At 63.6% G+C, this 15,212-nt stretch carries 14 protein-coding genes and 1 pseudogene; 10 read left to right on the top strand and 5 right to left on the bottom strand.

Translation table 11 applies throughout. The features are described from left to right. The 3 genes from X730_RS0133885 to X730_RS149310 all read right to left on the bottom strand — a co-directional run. A partial coding sequence (locus X730_RS0133885) for an iron-sulfur cluster assembly protein (protein WP_031197020.1) occupies nt 1–315 on the bottom strand: 315 nt, incomplete at its 3' end. 77 nt (nt 316–392) lie between these two features. After that, nucleotides 393–1,397: an inorganic phosphate transporter gene (locus X730_RS149305; protein ID WP_023688789.1), complete on the bottom strand. Its 1,005-nt coding sequence runs from the start codon at nt 1,395–1,397 to the stop codon at nt 393–395. Nucleotides 1,398–1,400: 3 nt separating this feature from the next. Further along, nucleotides 1,401–2,042, bottom strand: coding sequence for a DUF47 domain-containing protein (locus tag X730_RS149310; RefSeq protein ID WP_023673429.1), 642 nt, complete (start codon nt 2,040–2,042; stop codon nt 1,401–1,403). 158 nt (nt 2,043–2,200) lie between these two features. Between X730_RS149310 and X730_RS149315 the strand changes: the two genes are divergently transcribed. From X730_RS149315 to X730_RS1000000169235, 10 genes and pseudogenes are all read left to right on the top strand, one after another. Beyond that, entirely contained in the window at nt 2,201–3,100 is a 900-nt protein-coding gene (locus X730_RS149315) for a LysR family transcriptional regulator (protein ID WP_023688790.1), read from the top strand. A 193-nt stretch (nt 3,101–3,293) separates the two neighbouring features. Then, complete coding sequence (locus tag X730_RS149320; RefSeq protein WP_023826533.1) at nt 3,294–3,773, top strand: formate dehydrogenase subunit gamma; 480 nt, start codon at nt 3,294–3,296, stop codon at nt 3,771–3,773. After that, nucleotides 3,770–5,326, top strand: coding sequence for an NADH-quinone oxidoreductase subunit NuoF (locus X730_RS149325; protein ID WP_023826532.1), 1,557 nt, complete (start codon nt 3,770–3,772; stop codon nt 5,324–5,326). Before X730_RS149320 ends, X730_RS149325 begins: the two co-directional genes overlap by 4 nt. A 10-nt stretch (nt 5,327–5,336) precedes the next feature. Further along, nucleotides 5,337–8,249 carry a formate dehydrogenase subunit alpha gene (gene fdhF / locus X730_RS149330; protein ID WP_023826531.1) on the top strand — a complete coding sequence of 971 codons (2,913 nt, stop codon included), beginning with the start codon at nt 5,337–5,339 and terminating at the stop codon, nt 8,247–8,249. A gap of 349 nt (nt 8,250–8,598) precedes the next feature. Then, complete coding sequence (gene fdhD, locus X730_RS149335) at nt 8,599–9,429, top strand: formate dehydrogenase accessory sulfurtransferase FdhD (protein WP_023826530.1); 831 nt, start codon at nt 8,599–8,601, stop codon at nt 9,427–9,429. Then, the gene (locus X730_RS149340) at nt 9,419–9,733 is read left to right on the top strand and encodes a formate dehydrogenase subunit delta (RefSeq protein ID WP_023688796.1); all 315 of its coding nucleotides are present in this window, start codon (nt 9,419–9,421) and stop codon (nt 9,731–9,733) included. The genes fdhD and X730_RS149340 overlap by 11 nt, the downstream gene beginning before the upstream one ends. 134 nt (nt 9,734–9,867) lie before the next feature. Next, a complete protein-coding gene (locus X730_RS149345) occupies nt 9,868–11,421 on the top strand; it encodes an alpha/beta fold hydrolase (RefSeq protein WP_023826529.1) in 1,554 nt (517 codons plus the stop codon). A 110-nt stretch (nt 11,422–11,531) separates the two neighbouring features. Beyond that, nucleotides 11,532–12,011, top strand: a complete 480-nt coding sequence (locus X730_RS149350) for a carboxymuconolactone decarboxylase family protein (RefSeq protein ID WP_023826528.1) — start codon at nt 11,532–11,534, stop codon at nt 12,009–12,011. 76 nt (nt 12,012–12,087) lie between these two features. Beyond that, a complete protein-coding gene (locus X730_RS149355) occupies nt 12,088–12,450 on the top strand; it encodes a nuclear transport factor 2 family protein (RefSeq protein ID WP_023688799.1) in 363 nt (120 codons plus the stop codon). Between the two features lie 55 nt (nt 12,451–12,505). After that, nucleotides 12,506–12,830: pseudogene (locus tag X730_RS1000000169235) on the top strand (hypothetical protein). A 28-nt stretch (nt 12,831–12,858) separates the two neighbouring features. Here X730_RS1000000169235 and X730_RS149360 read toward each other — a convergent pair. Beyond that, nucleotides 12,859–13,557 (bottom strand): hypothetical protein, encoded by a 699-nt coding sequence (locus X730_RS149360; RefSeq protein WP_023826527.1) that lies wholly within the window; start codon nt 13,555–13,557, stop codon nt 12,859–12,861. 153 nt (nt 13,558–13,710) lie between these two features. Beyond that, nucleotides 13,711–15,138, bottom strand: a complete 1,428-nt coding sequence (locus X730_RS149365; RefSeq protein WP_023821499.1) for a gamma-aminobutyraldehyde dehydrogenase — start codon at nt 15,136–15,138, stop codon at nt 13,711–13,713. Nucleotides 15,139–15,212: the final 74 nt, after the last annotated feature.

Below are 15,212 nucleotides of genomic sequence, written 5' to 3'. Positions count from 1 at the left end.
GGGCGCGGCCGTCGGTGCCGGCCTGGGCGCGGGGCGCGACGCAACCGGAGCCTCCATGCCGCCGCCCTTCTTCTCCGCCGTCAGCGCGACGACGGCGCCGGCGACACCAGGGATCGCCTTGACGACACGCTCGGCTGCAGCGCGCAGCGGCTCCATCTCCTGTGCGCGGGCGGCGGGAACGGTGATCGAGAAAAACACTTTCGAATCGGCGATGAAAATCTCCGAAACCATGCCGAGGTCGACGATGTTGCCGGTGAAGTCCGGCCCGTTGACCGTCTTTAGACGCTCGGTGACGATTTCCTTGGTGACGGACATGCATTATTCCCTAAGGCGTTTGGCTGCGGCTCAGATAGTGCAGATTGGCAGCGACTCCAAGCACCACGGTGTCCGCCTCACCTTGCCAGGCCAACCGCAAGGTAGGTGAGCGCCGAAATTGCAGCCGTGGCCGGCAAGGTGACGATCCAGGCGATGACGATGTTGCCGGCAATGCCCCAGCGCACGGCCGAGACGCGGCGGGCGGCGCCGACACCGATGATGGCCCCGGTGATGGTATGGGTGGTCGACACGGGGACGCCGAGCCAGGTGGCGGCAAACAGGGTGATGGCGCCGCCGGTCTCGGCGCAGAAGCCCTGCATCGGATTCAGCCGGGTGATCTTCGAGCCCATCGTGTGAACGATGCGCCAGCCGCCGAACAAAGTGCCGAGCGCCAGTGCTGTCTGACAGGTGAGGACGACCCACAGCGGCACGTAGAACGTCCCGCCGAGCATACCTTGCGAATAGAGCAGCACGGCGATGATGCCCATGGTTTTCTGGGCGTCGTTGCCGCCGTGCCCTAGCGAATAAAGCGAGGCCGAAAAGAACTGCATGACGCGGAAGGTGCTGTCGACGGCGAACGGTGTCTGGCGCACGAACAGCCAGGAAACGGCCAGGATCAGGACCAGCGCCAGAACAAACCCTGTCGCCGGCGACACGACGATTGCGGCGACCGTCTTGCCAAGCCCGGTCCAGACGATGGCGCCGGGCCCAGCCTTTGCAACGCCGGCGCCGACGAGCCCGCCGATCAGCGCATGCGAACTGCTGGACGGGATGCCGGCAATCCAGGTGACGATGTTCCAGACGATGGCGCCGACGAGCGCCGAGAAGATCACCGCCGGCGTGACGATGCTGACGTCGACGATACCTTTTCCCACGGTTTCAGCCACGTGAAGGCCGAAGAACATGAAGGCGATGAAATTGAAGAAAGCCGCCCACAGGACCGCATACTGCGGTCTCAGCACGCGGGTGGAGACGATGGTGGCGATGGAGTTCGCCGCATCGTGCAAGCCGTTTAGGAAATCGAAAAACAGCGCGACGGCGACAAGGCCGATCAGCACGGGAAAGGCGATGGTGGCTTCCATTGCCTAAACGTTCTCGATGACGATGCCGCTGATCTCGTTGGCGACGTCCTCAAAGCGGTCGACCACCTTCTCCAGCTGGCCGTAGATCTCCGAGCCGATCAGGTAGGCCATCGGATCGCTGCGGCCATGCCGCTTGAACAGGTCCTTCAATCCCTGCTCATGCAGATCGTCGGCGCGGCTTTCGACGCGCATCACCTCTTCGGCGATGGCGTTGAGGCGTACCGTGTGCGTGCCGACCTTGCTGAGCAGCGGGATCGCTTCGGCAACCAGCCTGGAGGCGGCAACGATGACGCCCCCCATCTCCTGCATCAGCGGGTCGAATTCCTTCTTTTCGAACAGCTTCACCGTCTTGACGGTCTTGTGCATCATGTCGATGGCGTCATCCATTGACTGGATCAGGTCCTTGATGTCGCCGCGATCGAAAGGCGTGATGAAGGAACGCCGCACCGCCAGCAGGACTTCGGCCGTGATATGATCGGCCTCGTCCTCGAGATCGATGATCTTCTGGCACCAGCGATCGATGTCCTTGCCCTGCAGAAGCTGCTCCAGCGCCTCGGCGCCGCCGACCACGGTGCGGGAATGCCGTTCAAAGAGGTCGAAGAAGCGATCTTCGCGCGGCAAAAGCTTGCGGAACCAGCCCAGCATGTCCGATCTCCTCGTATTCCATCCAACCACATAGCGCCGTGTTCGGCCGGGGGAAACAGCCAGCCGGCCCAAAGATGTGGATGCATGGCCAATTGCGGGTAGAGCTTGCGGCGAAAGGCAATTTCCCCGACCTTGCGCGCAACGAACGGACGGATGGGATGATCGACAAGCTCGAATTCTTCATCGCGCTGGCCAAGGAGGAGCATTTCGGCCGGGCGGCGGAAGCGTGCGGCGTCACGCAGCCGACCTTGTCGGCCGGGATCAAGCAGCTGGAGGGCCAGCTCGGCGTCATGCTGGTCAATCGCGGTTCGCGCTTTCAGGGGCTGACGCCGGAAGGCAAGCAGGTGCTGGTGTGGGCGCGTCGCATCGTCGGCGATTCCAGGACCATGCGCGAAGAGATGCGGGCGGCGCGACATGGCCTGTCCGGGCGTATCCGTATTGCCGCCATCCCAACCGCCCTCGCCATGGTGGCGCGGCTGACGACGCCATTTCGCGAGAAGCATCCGGGCGTCACCTTCTCTATCCTGTCGCGCACCTCGATCGAGGTGTTGTCGCTGCTCGGCAATTTCGACGTCGATGCCGGCATCACCTATCTCGACAACGAGCCTCTCGGACGGGTGACCAGCGTGCCGCTCTATGACGAGCGCTACCAGCTGATCACGGCGGTCGGAAATCCCTATTCGGATCGCGACAAAGTGACATGGGCCGAAATCAGCCAGCTGCCGCTCTGCTTGTTGACGCCGGACATGCAGAACCGCCGCATCATCGACCAGCATCTGGCCGAGGCCGGCGTGCAGGTGCGGCCGACACTGGAATCCAACTCGATGATCGTGCTGTTCTCCCACATACGGACAGGCAAATGGTCGTCGATCATGCCGCTCAACCTGGCGGAAACATTCGGTTTTTCCGAGCCGATCCGGGCCATTCCGATCGTCGAACCGGATGCCAGCCACACGGTCGGGCTGGTCGCCGCGCCGCGCGAACCGCACACGCCGCTGGTGCAGGCGCTGCTGGACGAGGCGATGGCGCTGGCAGACGATTTCCGCGCCAATCGCTGAGCTAGTCATAACTGATCAATCGGCGCGATAGAAATTTTCTATCGTGCAACGAAACCGCTTTATTGATTTCAGGGGTTTTCTCTGATTTCTTAAGCACTTAGCGATTAAGCGGCGTAGGCATGTCGTTGTTCCAAAACCGCGTCATGCTTTTGGACGATATATGCATCGATCGCTACGATAGGGAGGGCGCTGCGTGACGATGCAGCCAGCAAGTACCGAGATACAGTCGCGCACGGCGGCGATCATCCAGGAGTTGAAGGGCCTCGAAGGCCCGCTGCTGCCGATCCTGCACGAGATCCAGGACGAATTTGGCCACGTGCCGCAGGACGCCGTGCCCGTCATCGCCGATGGGCTGAACCTGTCGAGGGCCGAAGTGCATGGCGTTGTGACCTTCTATCATGATTTCCGTGCCCGGCCGGCCGGCCGGCATGTGCTCAAGCTCTGCCAGGCGGAAGCCTGCCAGTCGATGGGTTCGGATGCGATCGCCGCAAAGGTCAAGCAGTTGTTGGGCATCGATTTCCATGAGACCACCCGCGACGGATCGGTTACACTTGAGCCTGTCTATTGCCTCGGGCTGTGCGCCTGTTCACCGTCGGCGATGCTGGATGGTGAGGTGATCGGGCGGCTCGATGACGAGAAGATCGAAGCGATCGTCGCGGAGGTACGCTCATGATCCCGCGCATCTACATTCCAGGTGACTCCGGCGCGCTGGCGCTCGGCGCCGAAAAGGTCGCCAAGGCTGTTCGTGCGGAACTGGCCGAACGGGGCGTCGAGGCCAAGATCGTCCGCAACGGTTCGCGCGGCGCCTATTTCCTCGAACCGATGGTCGAGGTCGCGACCGAAAAGGGCCGGGTCGCTTACGGGCCGGTCAAGCCCTCGGACGTCAAGAGCCTGTTCGACAGCGGCTTTCTCACCGGCGGGCATCACAAGCGCTGGCTGGGCGCGCCCGACAAAATCCCGTTCCTGGCCAAGCAGACGCGCCTGACGTTTGCGCGTTGCGGCATCAACGACCCGCTATCGCTCGACGCCTACAAGTCACTGGGCGGGCTGAAGGGCCTGCAGAACGCGGTGGCCATGGCGCCGCTCGACATCGTCAAACAGGTCACGGAATCGGGCTTGCGCGGCCGCGGCGGCGCCGGCTTCCCGACCGGCATCAAGTGGAAGACGGTGCTCGATACGACATCTGACCGCAAATACATCGTCTGCAATGCCGACGAGGGCGACAGCGCCACCTTTGCCGACCGCATGATTATGGAGGGCGACCCCTTCGTGCTCATCGAAGGCATGACGATTGCCGGCATCGCCACCGGCGCGACCAAGGGGTTCGTCTATATCCGCTCGGAATATCCGCATGCGGTGGATGTCATGAACAAGGCTGTCGAGGTCGCCCGCAAGGCAGGCGTGCTCGGCGTCAGCGTGCTGGGTTCGCCCAACGCCTTCGACATGGAAATCCGCGTCGGCGCCGGCGCCTATGTCTGCGGCGAGGAAACTTCGCTGCTGAACAGCCTTGAAGGCAAGCGCGGCGTGGTGCGAGCCAAGCCACCGCTGCCGGCGATCCAGGGTCTGTTCGGCAAGCCGACGGTGATCAACAACGTCATCAGCCTAGCCTCCGTGCCCATCATCATGGACAAGGGTGCGGCCTTCTACAAGGATTTCGGCATGGGCCGCTCGCGCGGCACGATCCCGATACAGATCGCCGGCAACGTCAAATTCGGCGGCCTGTTCGAGGCGGCCTTCGGCATGACGCTGGGCGAAATCGTCGACGATATCGGCGGCGGTACGGCCACTGGTCGCCCGGTGAAGGCGGTGCAGGTCGGCGGCCCGCTCGGCGCCTATTTCCCGCGCGGCCTGTTCGACACGCCGTTCGACTACGAAGAGTTCGCGAAGCGCGACGGGCTGATCGGCCATGCCGGCATCACCGTGTTCGACGACACGGCCGACATGCTGAAGCAGGCGCGCTTTGCCATGGAGTTCTGCGCCATCGAAAGCTGCGGCAAGTGCACGCCCTGCCGCATCGGCTCGATACGCGGGGTGGAGACCATCGACCGGCTTGCCGCCGGCATCGAGCCGGAGAAGAACCTGGCACTGGTCACCGATCTCTGCAACACGATGAAGTTCGGATCGCTCTGCGCGCTGGGCGGCTTCACGCCCTACCCGGTGATGAGCTCGATCACCCATTTCCCCGAAGATTTCAAGCCCGCGCCGGCGCGCGTGGCTGCTGAATAGGAGCTGGCAGATGAATATCAAGGCCGACTTCCCGACACTCATCGAAGAACTCGATTACGGAACCCCGGAATCGAAGGCGCAAAAGCAGGTTACGCTGATCGTCGACGGCCGCAGCATCAGCGTGCCGGAGGGTACGTCGATCATGCGCGCGGCGATGGAAGGCGGGGTCGAGATCCCAAAACTCTGCGCCACGGACATGCTGGACTCGTTCGGCTCCTGCCGCGTCTGCCTGGTCGAGATCGACGGGCGCGGCGGCACGCCGGCATCCTGCACGACGCCCGTCGGCGAAGGCATGGTGGTGCGCACGCAATCCGAGCGGCTCGACGCCATCCGCCGCGGTGTCATGGAGCTTTACGTCTCCGACCACCCGACCGGCTGGAACGAGAAGGCCGGCACCGGCGCCAGCGAGTTCGACGTTGTGGCGAAATCGGTCGGCCTGACCGAGAACCGCTTCGGCATCGAGGGCCGCAACCACGTCAAGCAGGAAAACGGCGTCGCGCCCGGCCATGGCTCGCTGGCGGTCGACTACATCGCCCGCGACGAGTCCAACCCATATTTCACCTATGATCCGGCGCAATGTATCGTCTGCTCGCGCTGCGTGCGGGCCTGCGAGGAGGTGCAGGGCACCTTCGCGCTGACGATCGAGGGCCGCGGTTTCGAATCGCGCATGGTCGCCGGCATGCACGAGGATTTCATCGCCTCCGAATGCGTATCCTGCGGCGCCTGCGTGCAGGCCTGTCCGACCGATGCGCTGCGTGAAAAGACCGTGCTTGAGAAAGGCATGCCCGAGCGCTCCGCCGTCACCACCTGCGCCTATTGCGGCGTCGGCTGCTCGTTCAAGGCCGAAGTGAAGGACGACGAAGTCATTCGCATGATGCCCTACAAGGACGGCAAGGCGAACCACGGCCACTCCTGCGTGAAGGGCCGTTTCGCCTATGGCTATGCGACCCACAAGGACCGCATCCTGTCGCCTATGATCCGGGAAAAGGTCAGCGATCCCTGGCGCGAGGTGAGTTGGGAAGAGGCCATCGCCCATACGGCCAAGGAATTCCGCCGTATCCAGTATCAATACGGCCGCACCTCGATCGGCGGCATCACGTCCTCGCGCTGCACGAATGAAGAGACCTATCTGGTGCAGAAGCTTGTGCGCCAAGGCTTCCGCAACAACAATGTCGACACCTGCGCCCGCGTCTGCCACTCGCCGACCGGCTACGGCCTCGGCCAGACCTATGGCACCTCGGCCGGCACGCAGGATTTCGATTCCGTCGACTTCACCGATGTCGCCGTCATCATCGGCGCCAATCCGGCTTCCGCGCACCCGGTGTTCGCCTCGCGGCTGAAAAAGCGGCTGCGCCAGGGCGCCAAGCTGATCGTGCTCGATCCGCGCCGCACCGAAATGGTCAAGTCGGCGCATATCGAGGCCGACTATCACCTGCCGCTGAAGCCCGGCACCAACGTGGCGGTGCTGACGGCGCTGGCGCATGTCATCGTTACCGAAGGGCTTTTCGACGAAGCCTTCATCCGCGATCGCTGCGACTGGGCGGAGTTCCAGGATTGGGCTTCTTTCGTCGCCTTGCCGGAAAACAGCCCCGAAATCGTGGGCAAGCTGTCCGGCGTCGATCCCGAACTGATCCGAGGTGCTGCACGGCTCTATGCCAAGGGCGGCAATGGCGCGATTTATTACGGCCTCGGCGTGACTGAACACAGCCAGGGTTCGACCACGGTTATGGCTATCGCCAACCTTGCCATGGCGACCGGCAATATCGGCCGCCCGGGCGTCGGGGTGAATCCGCTGCGCGGCCAGAACAACGTGCAGGGTTCCTGCGACATGGGCTCGTTCCCGCATGAACTGCCGGGCTACCGCCACATCTCCGGCGAGGCGGTGCGCGACATCTATGAGACGTTGTGGGGGGTGAAGCTCGACGACGAACCGGGCCTGCGCATCCCCAACATGCTGGATGCCGCCGTCGACGGATCCTTCAAGGGCATCTACATCCAGGGCGAGGACATCCTGCAATCCGACCCTGATACCAAGCATGTCGCGGCCGGCCTGGCGGCGATGGAATGCGTCGTCGTGCACGACCTGTTCCTCAACGAGACAGCTAACTACGCGCATGTCTTCCTGCCGGGCTCGACCTTCCTGGAAAAGGACGGCACCTTCACCAATGCCGAGCGCCGCATCAACATAGTGCGCAAGGTGCTGGAGCCGAAGGCGCGCTATGCCGACTGGGAAGCGACACAGGAGCTTGCCCGCGCGATCGGGCTGGATTGGAACTACCAGCATCCCTCCGAAATCATGGACGAGATCGCCAAAACGACGCCAAGCTTCGCCGGCGTCTCTTTCGATCTGCTCGACCGTGTCGGATCGGTGCAATGGCCCTGCAACGAGAAGGCGCCGCTCGGCACGCCGATCATGCATATCGACGGCTTCGTGCGCGGCAAGGGCAAGTTCATCCGCACAGAATATGTGGCGACCGACGAGCGGACCGGGCCGCGTTTCCCGTTGCTGCTGACCACCGGTCGCATCCTCAGCCAGTACAATGTCGGTGCACAGACAAGGCGCACCGAAAACGTCATGTGGCACTCGGAGGACCGGCTGGAGATCCATCCGCACGATGCCGAGAACCGCGGCCTGCGCGATGGCGACTGGGTGCGGCTGACCAGCCGTTCGGGTGAGACGACGCTGCGTGCGCTGATCACCGACCGGGTGTCGCCAGGTGTGGTCTACACAACGTTCCACCATCCCGACACGCAGGCCAACGTCATCACCACCGACTTCTCGGACTGGGCGACCAACTGCCCGGAGTACAAGGTGACCGCGGTGCAGGTCGGCGCCTCCAACGGGCCTTCGGACTGGCAGCGCGATTATAACGAGCAGGCCGAGCAGAGCCGCCGCATCGCAAAGCTGGAAGCGGCGGAGTAGTCTTGCCACGGCGTTCGACAATAAGAGCTTCAATCTTGACGGTTGGTCGACCCCTACTCCGTCAGGAAGGACGCGAGCTTATGCCGCCTGGCGCCTTTCTTCTCCCTCCGGAGGGGGGAGAGGTGGCGCCGCGAAGCGGCGACGGAGTGGGGGAAGCCGGCCCCGCAACACGCAGCCGTCGAAAGTCGCGCACAACCCAAAGAGCAGGCAAACCGGCCTATCTGGCGAGCAGTCGACCCCCACTCCGTCAAGCTTCGCTTGACACCTCTCCCCCGGTCGACGGGGGAGAGGAAAGGCGCGAGCCTCCACAGCTACTGCTAAGGACGAACAGGGCAGAGGGGCGCGCCTCGTGACCCGAAAACGCCAAGCCACCACCCAAATCTCTCGCCTTGCCCACCGCGCCAGCGGCACTGCGGCGGCCAACCGCATGGTGCCGGAGGAGACGCCGGTGGCGTTCTCCTTTGCCGGCACCACCCATGCGGTGATGATGGCGAGCCCGGCCGATTTCGAGGATTTCGCGCTCGGCTTCTCTCTGACCGAAGGCATCATAGCCTTGCCTGACGAAATCGATGCGATTGAGGTCGAGGACCATGGCGCCGGCATCGATATCCAGATCCGGCTGAAGGACCAGGCCAATACGCGCTTCGAGACGCGGCGCCGGCGCTTGGCCGGGCCGGTTGGCTGCGGGCTGTGCGGCATCGAATCGATCGAGGAAGCGATGCGCTCGGTCGACAAGGTTGGTGCGTCCAAGCTTACGCTTGAAGCCGACGACATCACCCGTTCGGTAAAGCTTTTGTCCAAGGTGCAGCCTCTGCATTCAGAAACCGGCGCCGTGCATGCAGCGGGCTTCTACATTCTCGGCAAAGGCATCGTCATGGCGCGCGAGGATGTCGGCCGTCACAATGCGCTGGACAAACTGGCCGGCGCGCTGGCCAAGGCCGGCATTGACGGTGCATCGGGCGCGGTGGTGGTGACATCACGCGTCTCGGTGGAGATGGTGCAGAAAACGGCGGCGATCGGCTCCGCCTTCATCATCGCCGTGTCGGCGCCGACAGCCCTTGCCATCCGCACCGCCGAAGAGGCCGGCATGACGCTGGTGGCGCTTGTGCGCGGCGACGATTTCGATGTTTTCACCCACCCGGAACGGGTGGTCTTGGGAGTTGCCCAGCATGTCGCATGACGAAGAACACATCACGAGCACCGGGGAAAAGCTGGTGCGCATGGCCAACCAGATCGCCGCCTTCTTCCATTCAAGGCCCCGCGAGGAAGGTGTGGCGGGCGTGGCCGAGCACATCAACAAGTTCTGGGAGCCCAGGATGCGCCGGCAGTTCTTCGAGATGCTGGACAGTGGCGGCGAAGGTTTTGACGAACTCGTCGTCGTGGCCTCGGCCAGGATCAAGCGGCCGAAGACCGAGGAGCAGGCCGATGTGAGCATCGGCTACGTCCAACCCACGGGTGCAGAGAGCGCCGCTCCCCAGAAATAGCCTCCCCCAGAAATGGCGGGCGAACACGGTTCGCCGCGGGCTATATTCCTGTCTTCTAAAGTTTGGCTGCCGCATCCGCCGGGCGTCTGCTATGGTCGGCGATCAGAAATCGTCTGGCCGGGCGGGATAGCAACGTGAGGCCGATCGAGACGCGATATGCCCTCAGCGGCGACGTGCGGATCGCCTATCAGGTGGTCGGCCAGGGATCGTTCGACCTGGTTTTCGTGCCCGGCTTCATCTCCAATCTCGACCTGCATTGGGAAGACGAGGGCTACGCCAGGCTCTTGAAACGGCTCTCGGCGTTCTCGCGGCTGATCCTGTTCGACAAGCGCGGCACCGGCCTGTCCGACCGCGTCGACCCACGCCACCTGCCCAGCCTCGAAACCCGCATGGACGATGTGCGCGCGGTGATGGATGCCACCGGCAGCGGCCGCGCGGCCTTGCTCGGCGCTTCGGAAGGCGCGCCGATGGCAATGTTGTTTGCCGCCACCTATCCGGAACGGACACGAGCGCTGGCGCTCTATGGCGGTTATGCGCATTTCCACAAATGGGTGATGTCGCCGGAGCGCCTCGAGGCCTTCATCGCGAAGGCCGGCACGGAATGGGGCACGGGCGCCACACTGCCCAACTTCGCTCCCGGCCGGGTAGATGATGCGCATTTCACCCAGTGGTGGGCCCGCTTCGAGCGGCTGTCGGCCAGTCCGACGGCAGCGGCAGCCCTTGCCCGGATGAATGCCGGAATCGATGTGCGCGGCGTGCTTTCGGCTATCGGCGCACCGACACTGCTCATTCATCGCCGCAACGACGCGCGGGTCGACCCGGACGCCAGCCGCTTCCTGGCGAAAAACATCTCGAATGCGCGACTGGTCGAGGTCCCCGGGCGCGATCACCCGATCTGGACCGGCGATGTCGACCGGGTGGCCGACCTGATCGAGGAATTCCTGACCGGCGAGCGTGCGGTGGCCGAAGCGGAGCGCGTGCTTGCCGCTCTTCTGGCGACACGCATCTACGACACGGCGCGGGTTGGCGACCGCATGTGGAGCGAACGTAGCGAGCGCTTCCAGGAGAGCTGGCGGCAGCTGGTCGGCCGTCATGGCGGACGCGTCGCCGGCATCCATGGCGAATTGATGATCTCGCGCTTCGACGGGCCGGCGCGGGCCATACGCTGCGCGGCGGCACTGCGCGATGCGGCGCAACATATGGGCGTTGCAAGCGCCCAGGGCGCCCATGTCGGTGAGGTCGAAATGCGCGGGCCGCCGGTGGGGCTGATGGCACGGGTGACGATGCAGATCGCCGCCCATGCCGGGCGCGGCGATATTCTGGCGTCGCGTCTGGCCGCCGATCTGGCGGCGGGGTCCGGCCTGCATTTCATCGATGCCGGGCGTGTCACGGTGGATGAGCTGGACGAGCCGCTGGCGCTGGTCCAGGCAACGTCGGAACAGCACCTGGAGCCGGCCTGCCGCCCCAAGGCGAAACCCGCCGAGCCGGCTCAACTGACGGCGCGCGAAAGCGAGGTGGTGATCCTGATCGCCGACGGCAAGAGCAATGCCGCGATCGCCGCCGAGCTGAGGCTCAGCGAGCATACGGTCAAGCGTCATGTCGCCAACATATTGCTGAAGCTCGATTTGCCCTCACGGGCGGCGGCAGCGGCATTTTCCGCCAGGCAGGCTGGCCCGGACGGGCCATAGGGACCATGGCGCTTTCGGGCGAAGCGGCCAGGTGGGGTCGAGGCGTACCAATTCTCTCCATGCAGGCCAGGCGGATGTCGCCGGGAAAGGCACTGCGGATGGAGGATGCAATGCTGAAGTCAAACAGGTCGATCAAATCGCTGGTGATAGCGGCAGGCGTTGGCGCGCTGTTCACGATCGCTCCCGCCAGGGCCGAGGATGCCTCGGCGGCGGCCGCCTACAAGGACATCGAGGCGACGCTCGGCTCAGTGCCGGACATGTTCAAGACGCTGCCCGATGTCGCGGTTGCCGGCGCCTGGGCCGAGATCAAGGGTGTGCAGCTCAACCCCAAGACCGCGCTCGACGGCAAGACCAAGGAACTGCTGGGGCTGGCCGTCGCCTCGCAGATCCCCTGCCAGTACTGCATCTATTTCCACACCGAGGCCGCCAAGCTCAATGGCGCGACCGATGAGGAGATCAAGGAGGCGATCGCGATGGCGGCCATGGTGCGCCACTGGTCGACGATGCTCAACGGCAGCCAGGTCGACTTCGCGACCTTCAAACAACAGACCGACGGCGTGTTCGCAGCCGTCAAAGCCAAGTCGCAGTGAAAGAAAATGCCGGGCGGTGCGCCGGGCATTGCTTGTGATCATTCAACCGCCCGATCAACGGGCCATGGAGGAGAAGATGCTGACCAAGACGCAGAGCGTGGACGGCGCGGCGATCAAGAAAGCGATCGAAGGACGGGACGGCAGGATGCTCGCTAGCTTCTATGCCGACGACGCACTGGTGCGGGTGATCGACCGCAACAATCCGCCGAGCAAGCCGCGCGAGATCCGCGGCCGGGCGGCGATCAGCACCTTCTGGGACGACATCTGCAGCCGGGCGATGACCCACAAGGTCGACACCACCATCGCCGATGGCGACAATCTCGCCTTCACCCAGGCCTGCGCCTATCCGGACGGAACGAAAGTGTTCTGCGCGGCGATGCTGGAGCTGAAGAATGGGCGGATTGCACGACAGACCGTCGTGCAGGCCTGGGACGAGTAGTTCCACCGCGGAAAGATCAACCGCGGTTTGGGCCGCAAAACTGGAGGAGACAAAAATGTTCAGCGCCAGATGGCAGATCGACGCCAAGTTCGGGCACAAGCAGACCGTGCTCGACCTGTTGAAGAAATGGGAACGCGAGATCGGCTCNGATCGGCTCTCAGGTCGGCATTGCCGATCTCGAGTTCCAGATCATGACCGGTTCGGTCGGAGCTCGGGAAGCGACGGTCGAATCGCATCATCAGGTCGAAAGCCTTGCCCAGCTGGAGGGATTCTTCGCCAGGATCGGCAAGATCGACGCGCACGCCAAATGGGGCAAGGAGATGGAGCCCTACGTCGTTTCAGGCACCAGCCTTTGGAACATCTACCGCATCGTGGAGTAGCCGTGGCAGGTGCAGCAGTTTTCGGCCATCAGTTGCGGCGGCCGAAACTCGTCCGCTGCCCGGAAAACCGCCCTTCCCTGGCCGATCCGGCAGCCGCGACACGTGCCGGCTGATTGGGCAATGTGGCCTGCTTGGCCAGGGCCGCCGCTATCAAGGCGTCGGCCTGGCGCGCGCGCTGGTCCGCGCCGGCATCTCCGGCAGGGTTGCCCGCCACGGCGGAGGTCGACATCCGCCGGCGGGGTTTGAAAGCAAGATAGAGAAGCAACGCGCCGAGCAGTCCAGCCCCAATGACGATCGTCAAACGCGTGCCGGTCATGCCGGTGCGTTCGATCTGGGTGGGGTTGGCGGGGTTCTGGACGACGGTGAGCTTGTCGCGGACCTGCGGTTCGCGGGCACCGTTCTTGTTCAGCTCCATCGTGGCCTCGACGGCGTCGGCGCCGGTGCCGACGCGCAAGGTGCCGGTGAATTTCTGGGTCACCTTCCACTCTTTGTCAGCATGAACCGTCTTGAACGCATCCACCAGTTCGCACGGGATCGTGGCGGTGCTGACGGTCTTGTAGACAATCTTGTGGGCGGTCGATTCCATGTCGCATTCGACATTGACCGCGAGGATTTCAGCAGGCGCCTCGGGCCAGCCGCTCTTCTTGATCATGTCCTTGCCGCCGAACACAGCGATCAGCAGACAGAAGCCGCCAATGAGTACCAGCTTGATCTTGGTCGTGTTCATGCGCAACCCCCTCGCCGCGCGGTTTCCCGGCAAGAGGCTGCTCGTTCAGGTTGAATATTCAGTAAATCGTAAACTCTCGACGTGCGCCTAAAGTTACTCACGCTTAATGTACAGAAAACGGCGTGGCGAATATTTTAGAGATAGTGGCGGCCTCTACCCATGCGCCACCATCACATGACGAACGGCGGTATAATCCTCCAGCGCATAGAGAGACATGTCCTTGCCGTAGCCGGACTGCTTCAGCCCGCCATGCGGCATCTCGTTGGTCAGCATGAAATGGGTGTTGATCCAGGTGCAGCCATATTGCAGACGGGCGGCCGTCGCCATGGCGCGCGAGACGTTCTTGGTCCACACCGAGGATGCCAGGCCGTAGTCGCTGTCATTGGCCCAGTTCACGGCTTCATCGACTTCGGAGAAGCGGGTGATGGAAACGACCGGGCCGAACACTTCGCGGCGCACGATCTCGTCTTCCTGCAGCGCGCCGGCAACCACCGTCGGCTGGTAGTAGAAGCCGGAGCCTGCGCCCGGCTTGCCGCCGGTGGTGATCTCGATGTGCTTCAGTTCCGAAGCGCGCTCGACGAAGCTCGACACGCGATCGCGCTGGCGGCGCGAGATCAGCGGCCCGATCTCGTTTTCGGTGTCATCGGGCTGGTTGTATTTGATGGTCGAGACGGCAGATGAGAGATCGGCGACGAGCTTGTCGTAGATCTTCTTGCCGGCATAGATGCGGCAGGCGGCTGTACAATCCTGCCCGGCATTGTAGTAGCCGAAAGCGCGCAGGCCGTTGACCACGGCGCCGAGGTCGGCGTCGTCGAAAACGATGACCGGCGCCTTGCCGCCGAGTTCCAGATGCGTGCGCTTGACCGACTTGGCGGCGGCCTGCAGCACCTTCTTGCCCGTGGCGACGTCGCCGGTGATCGAAATCATGTTGACCTTGGCGTGATTGATCAGCGTGTTGCCGACGCTGTCGCCGCGGCCGAGCACGACATTGACGACGCCCTCGGGCAGAACCTCGGCCAGGATCCTGGCCAGCTTCAGCGCCGTCAGCGGCGTCTGCTCCGACGGCTTGAAGACGACGGTGTTGCCGCCGGCAATGGCCGGCGCCAGCTTCCAGGCCATCATCATCAGTGGATAGTTCCACGGCGCGATGGAAGCGACGATGCCGATCGGGTCGCGCCGCACCATCGAGGTGTGGCCGGGCAGATATTCGCCGGCGACCACGCCCGGCATCGAACGTACCGCGCCGGCAAAGAAGCGATAGCAGTCGACGATCGCCGGGATTTCGTCATTGAGCACGGCGTTGATCGGCTTGCCGCAATTCAGCGCCTCGAGCGCCGCGAACTCCCGCGCGTTGGCCTCGATGCGGTCGGCGATCTTGAGGAGATAGCCGGAGCGCTGCGCCGGCGTTGTGCGTGACCACAAGACGAACGCTCGCCCGGCGGCAGTAACAGCCGCCTCGATCTGCGCCTGGCTGGCTTCAGGCAGGTTGAGAATGGTCGCCCCGGTCTTTGGATTCAGAATCGGCTCCTCGGTGTCGGTGCCGTTCTCGAACTTCGAGCCGATCAGCATCTGGGTGTCCATGCGGGTTCTCCTTGGTCAGGAGCGAGTAGCGAATAGCGAGTAGCGAATAGGGCTGGTCGTGCAATCTCCCTATT

The organism is Mesorhizobium sp. L103C131B0 (assembly GCF_000502275.1).
Lineage (GTDB): Bacteria > Pseudomonadota > Alphaproteobacteria > Rhizobiales > Rhizobiaceae > Mesorhizobium.
This window is presented reverse-complemented; position numbering and strand designations above follow the sequence as displayed.

Coding starts and splice junctions, on each gene's coding strand:
- X730_RS149310 (WP_023673429.1), bottom strand. CDS start 2,042: ATGCTGGGCTGGTTCCGCAAGCTTTTGCCGCGCGAAGATCGCTTCTTC.
- fdhF (WP_023826531.1), top strand. CDS start 5,337: ATGAATATCAAGGCCGACTTCCCGACACTCATCGAAGAACTCGATTAC.
- X730_RS149325 (WP_023826532.1), top strand. CDS start 3,770: ATGATCCCGCGCATCTACATTCCAGGTGACTCCGGCGCGCTGGCGCTC.
- X730_RS149340 (WP_023688796.1), top strand. CDS start 9,419: ATGTCGCATGACGAAGAACACATCACGAGCACCGGGGAAAAGCTGGTG.
- X730_RS149355 (WP_023688799.1), top strand. CDS start 12,088: ATGCTGACCAAGACGCAGAGCGTGGACGGCGCGGCGATCAAGAAAGCG.
- X730_RS149360 (WP_023826527.1), bottom strand. CDS start 13,557: ATGAACACGACCAAGATCAAGCTGGTACTCATTGGCGGCTTCTGTCTG.
- X730_RS149365 (WP_023821499.1), bottom strand. CDS start 15,138: ATGGACACCCAGATGCTGATCGGCTCGAAGTTCGAGAACGGCACCGAC.
- X730_RS149305 (WP_023688789.1), bottom strand. CDS start 1,397: ATGGAAGCCACCATCGCCTTTCCCGTGCTGATCGGCCTTGTCGCCGTC.
- X730_RS149350 (WP_023826528.1), top strand. CDS start 11,532: ATGCTGAAGTCAAACAGGTCGATCAAATCGCTGGTGATAGCGGCAGGC.
- X730_RS149315 (WP_023688790.1), top strand. CDS start 2,201: ATGATCGACAAGCTCGAATTCTTCATCGCGCTGGCCAAGGAGGAGCAT.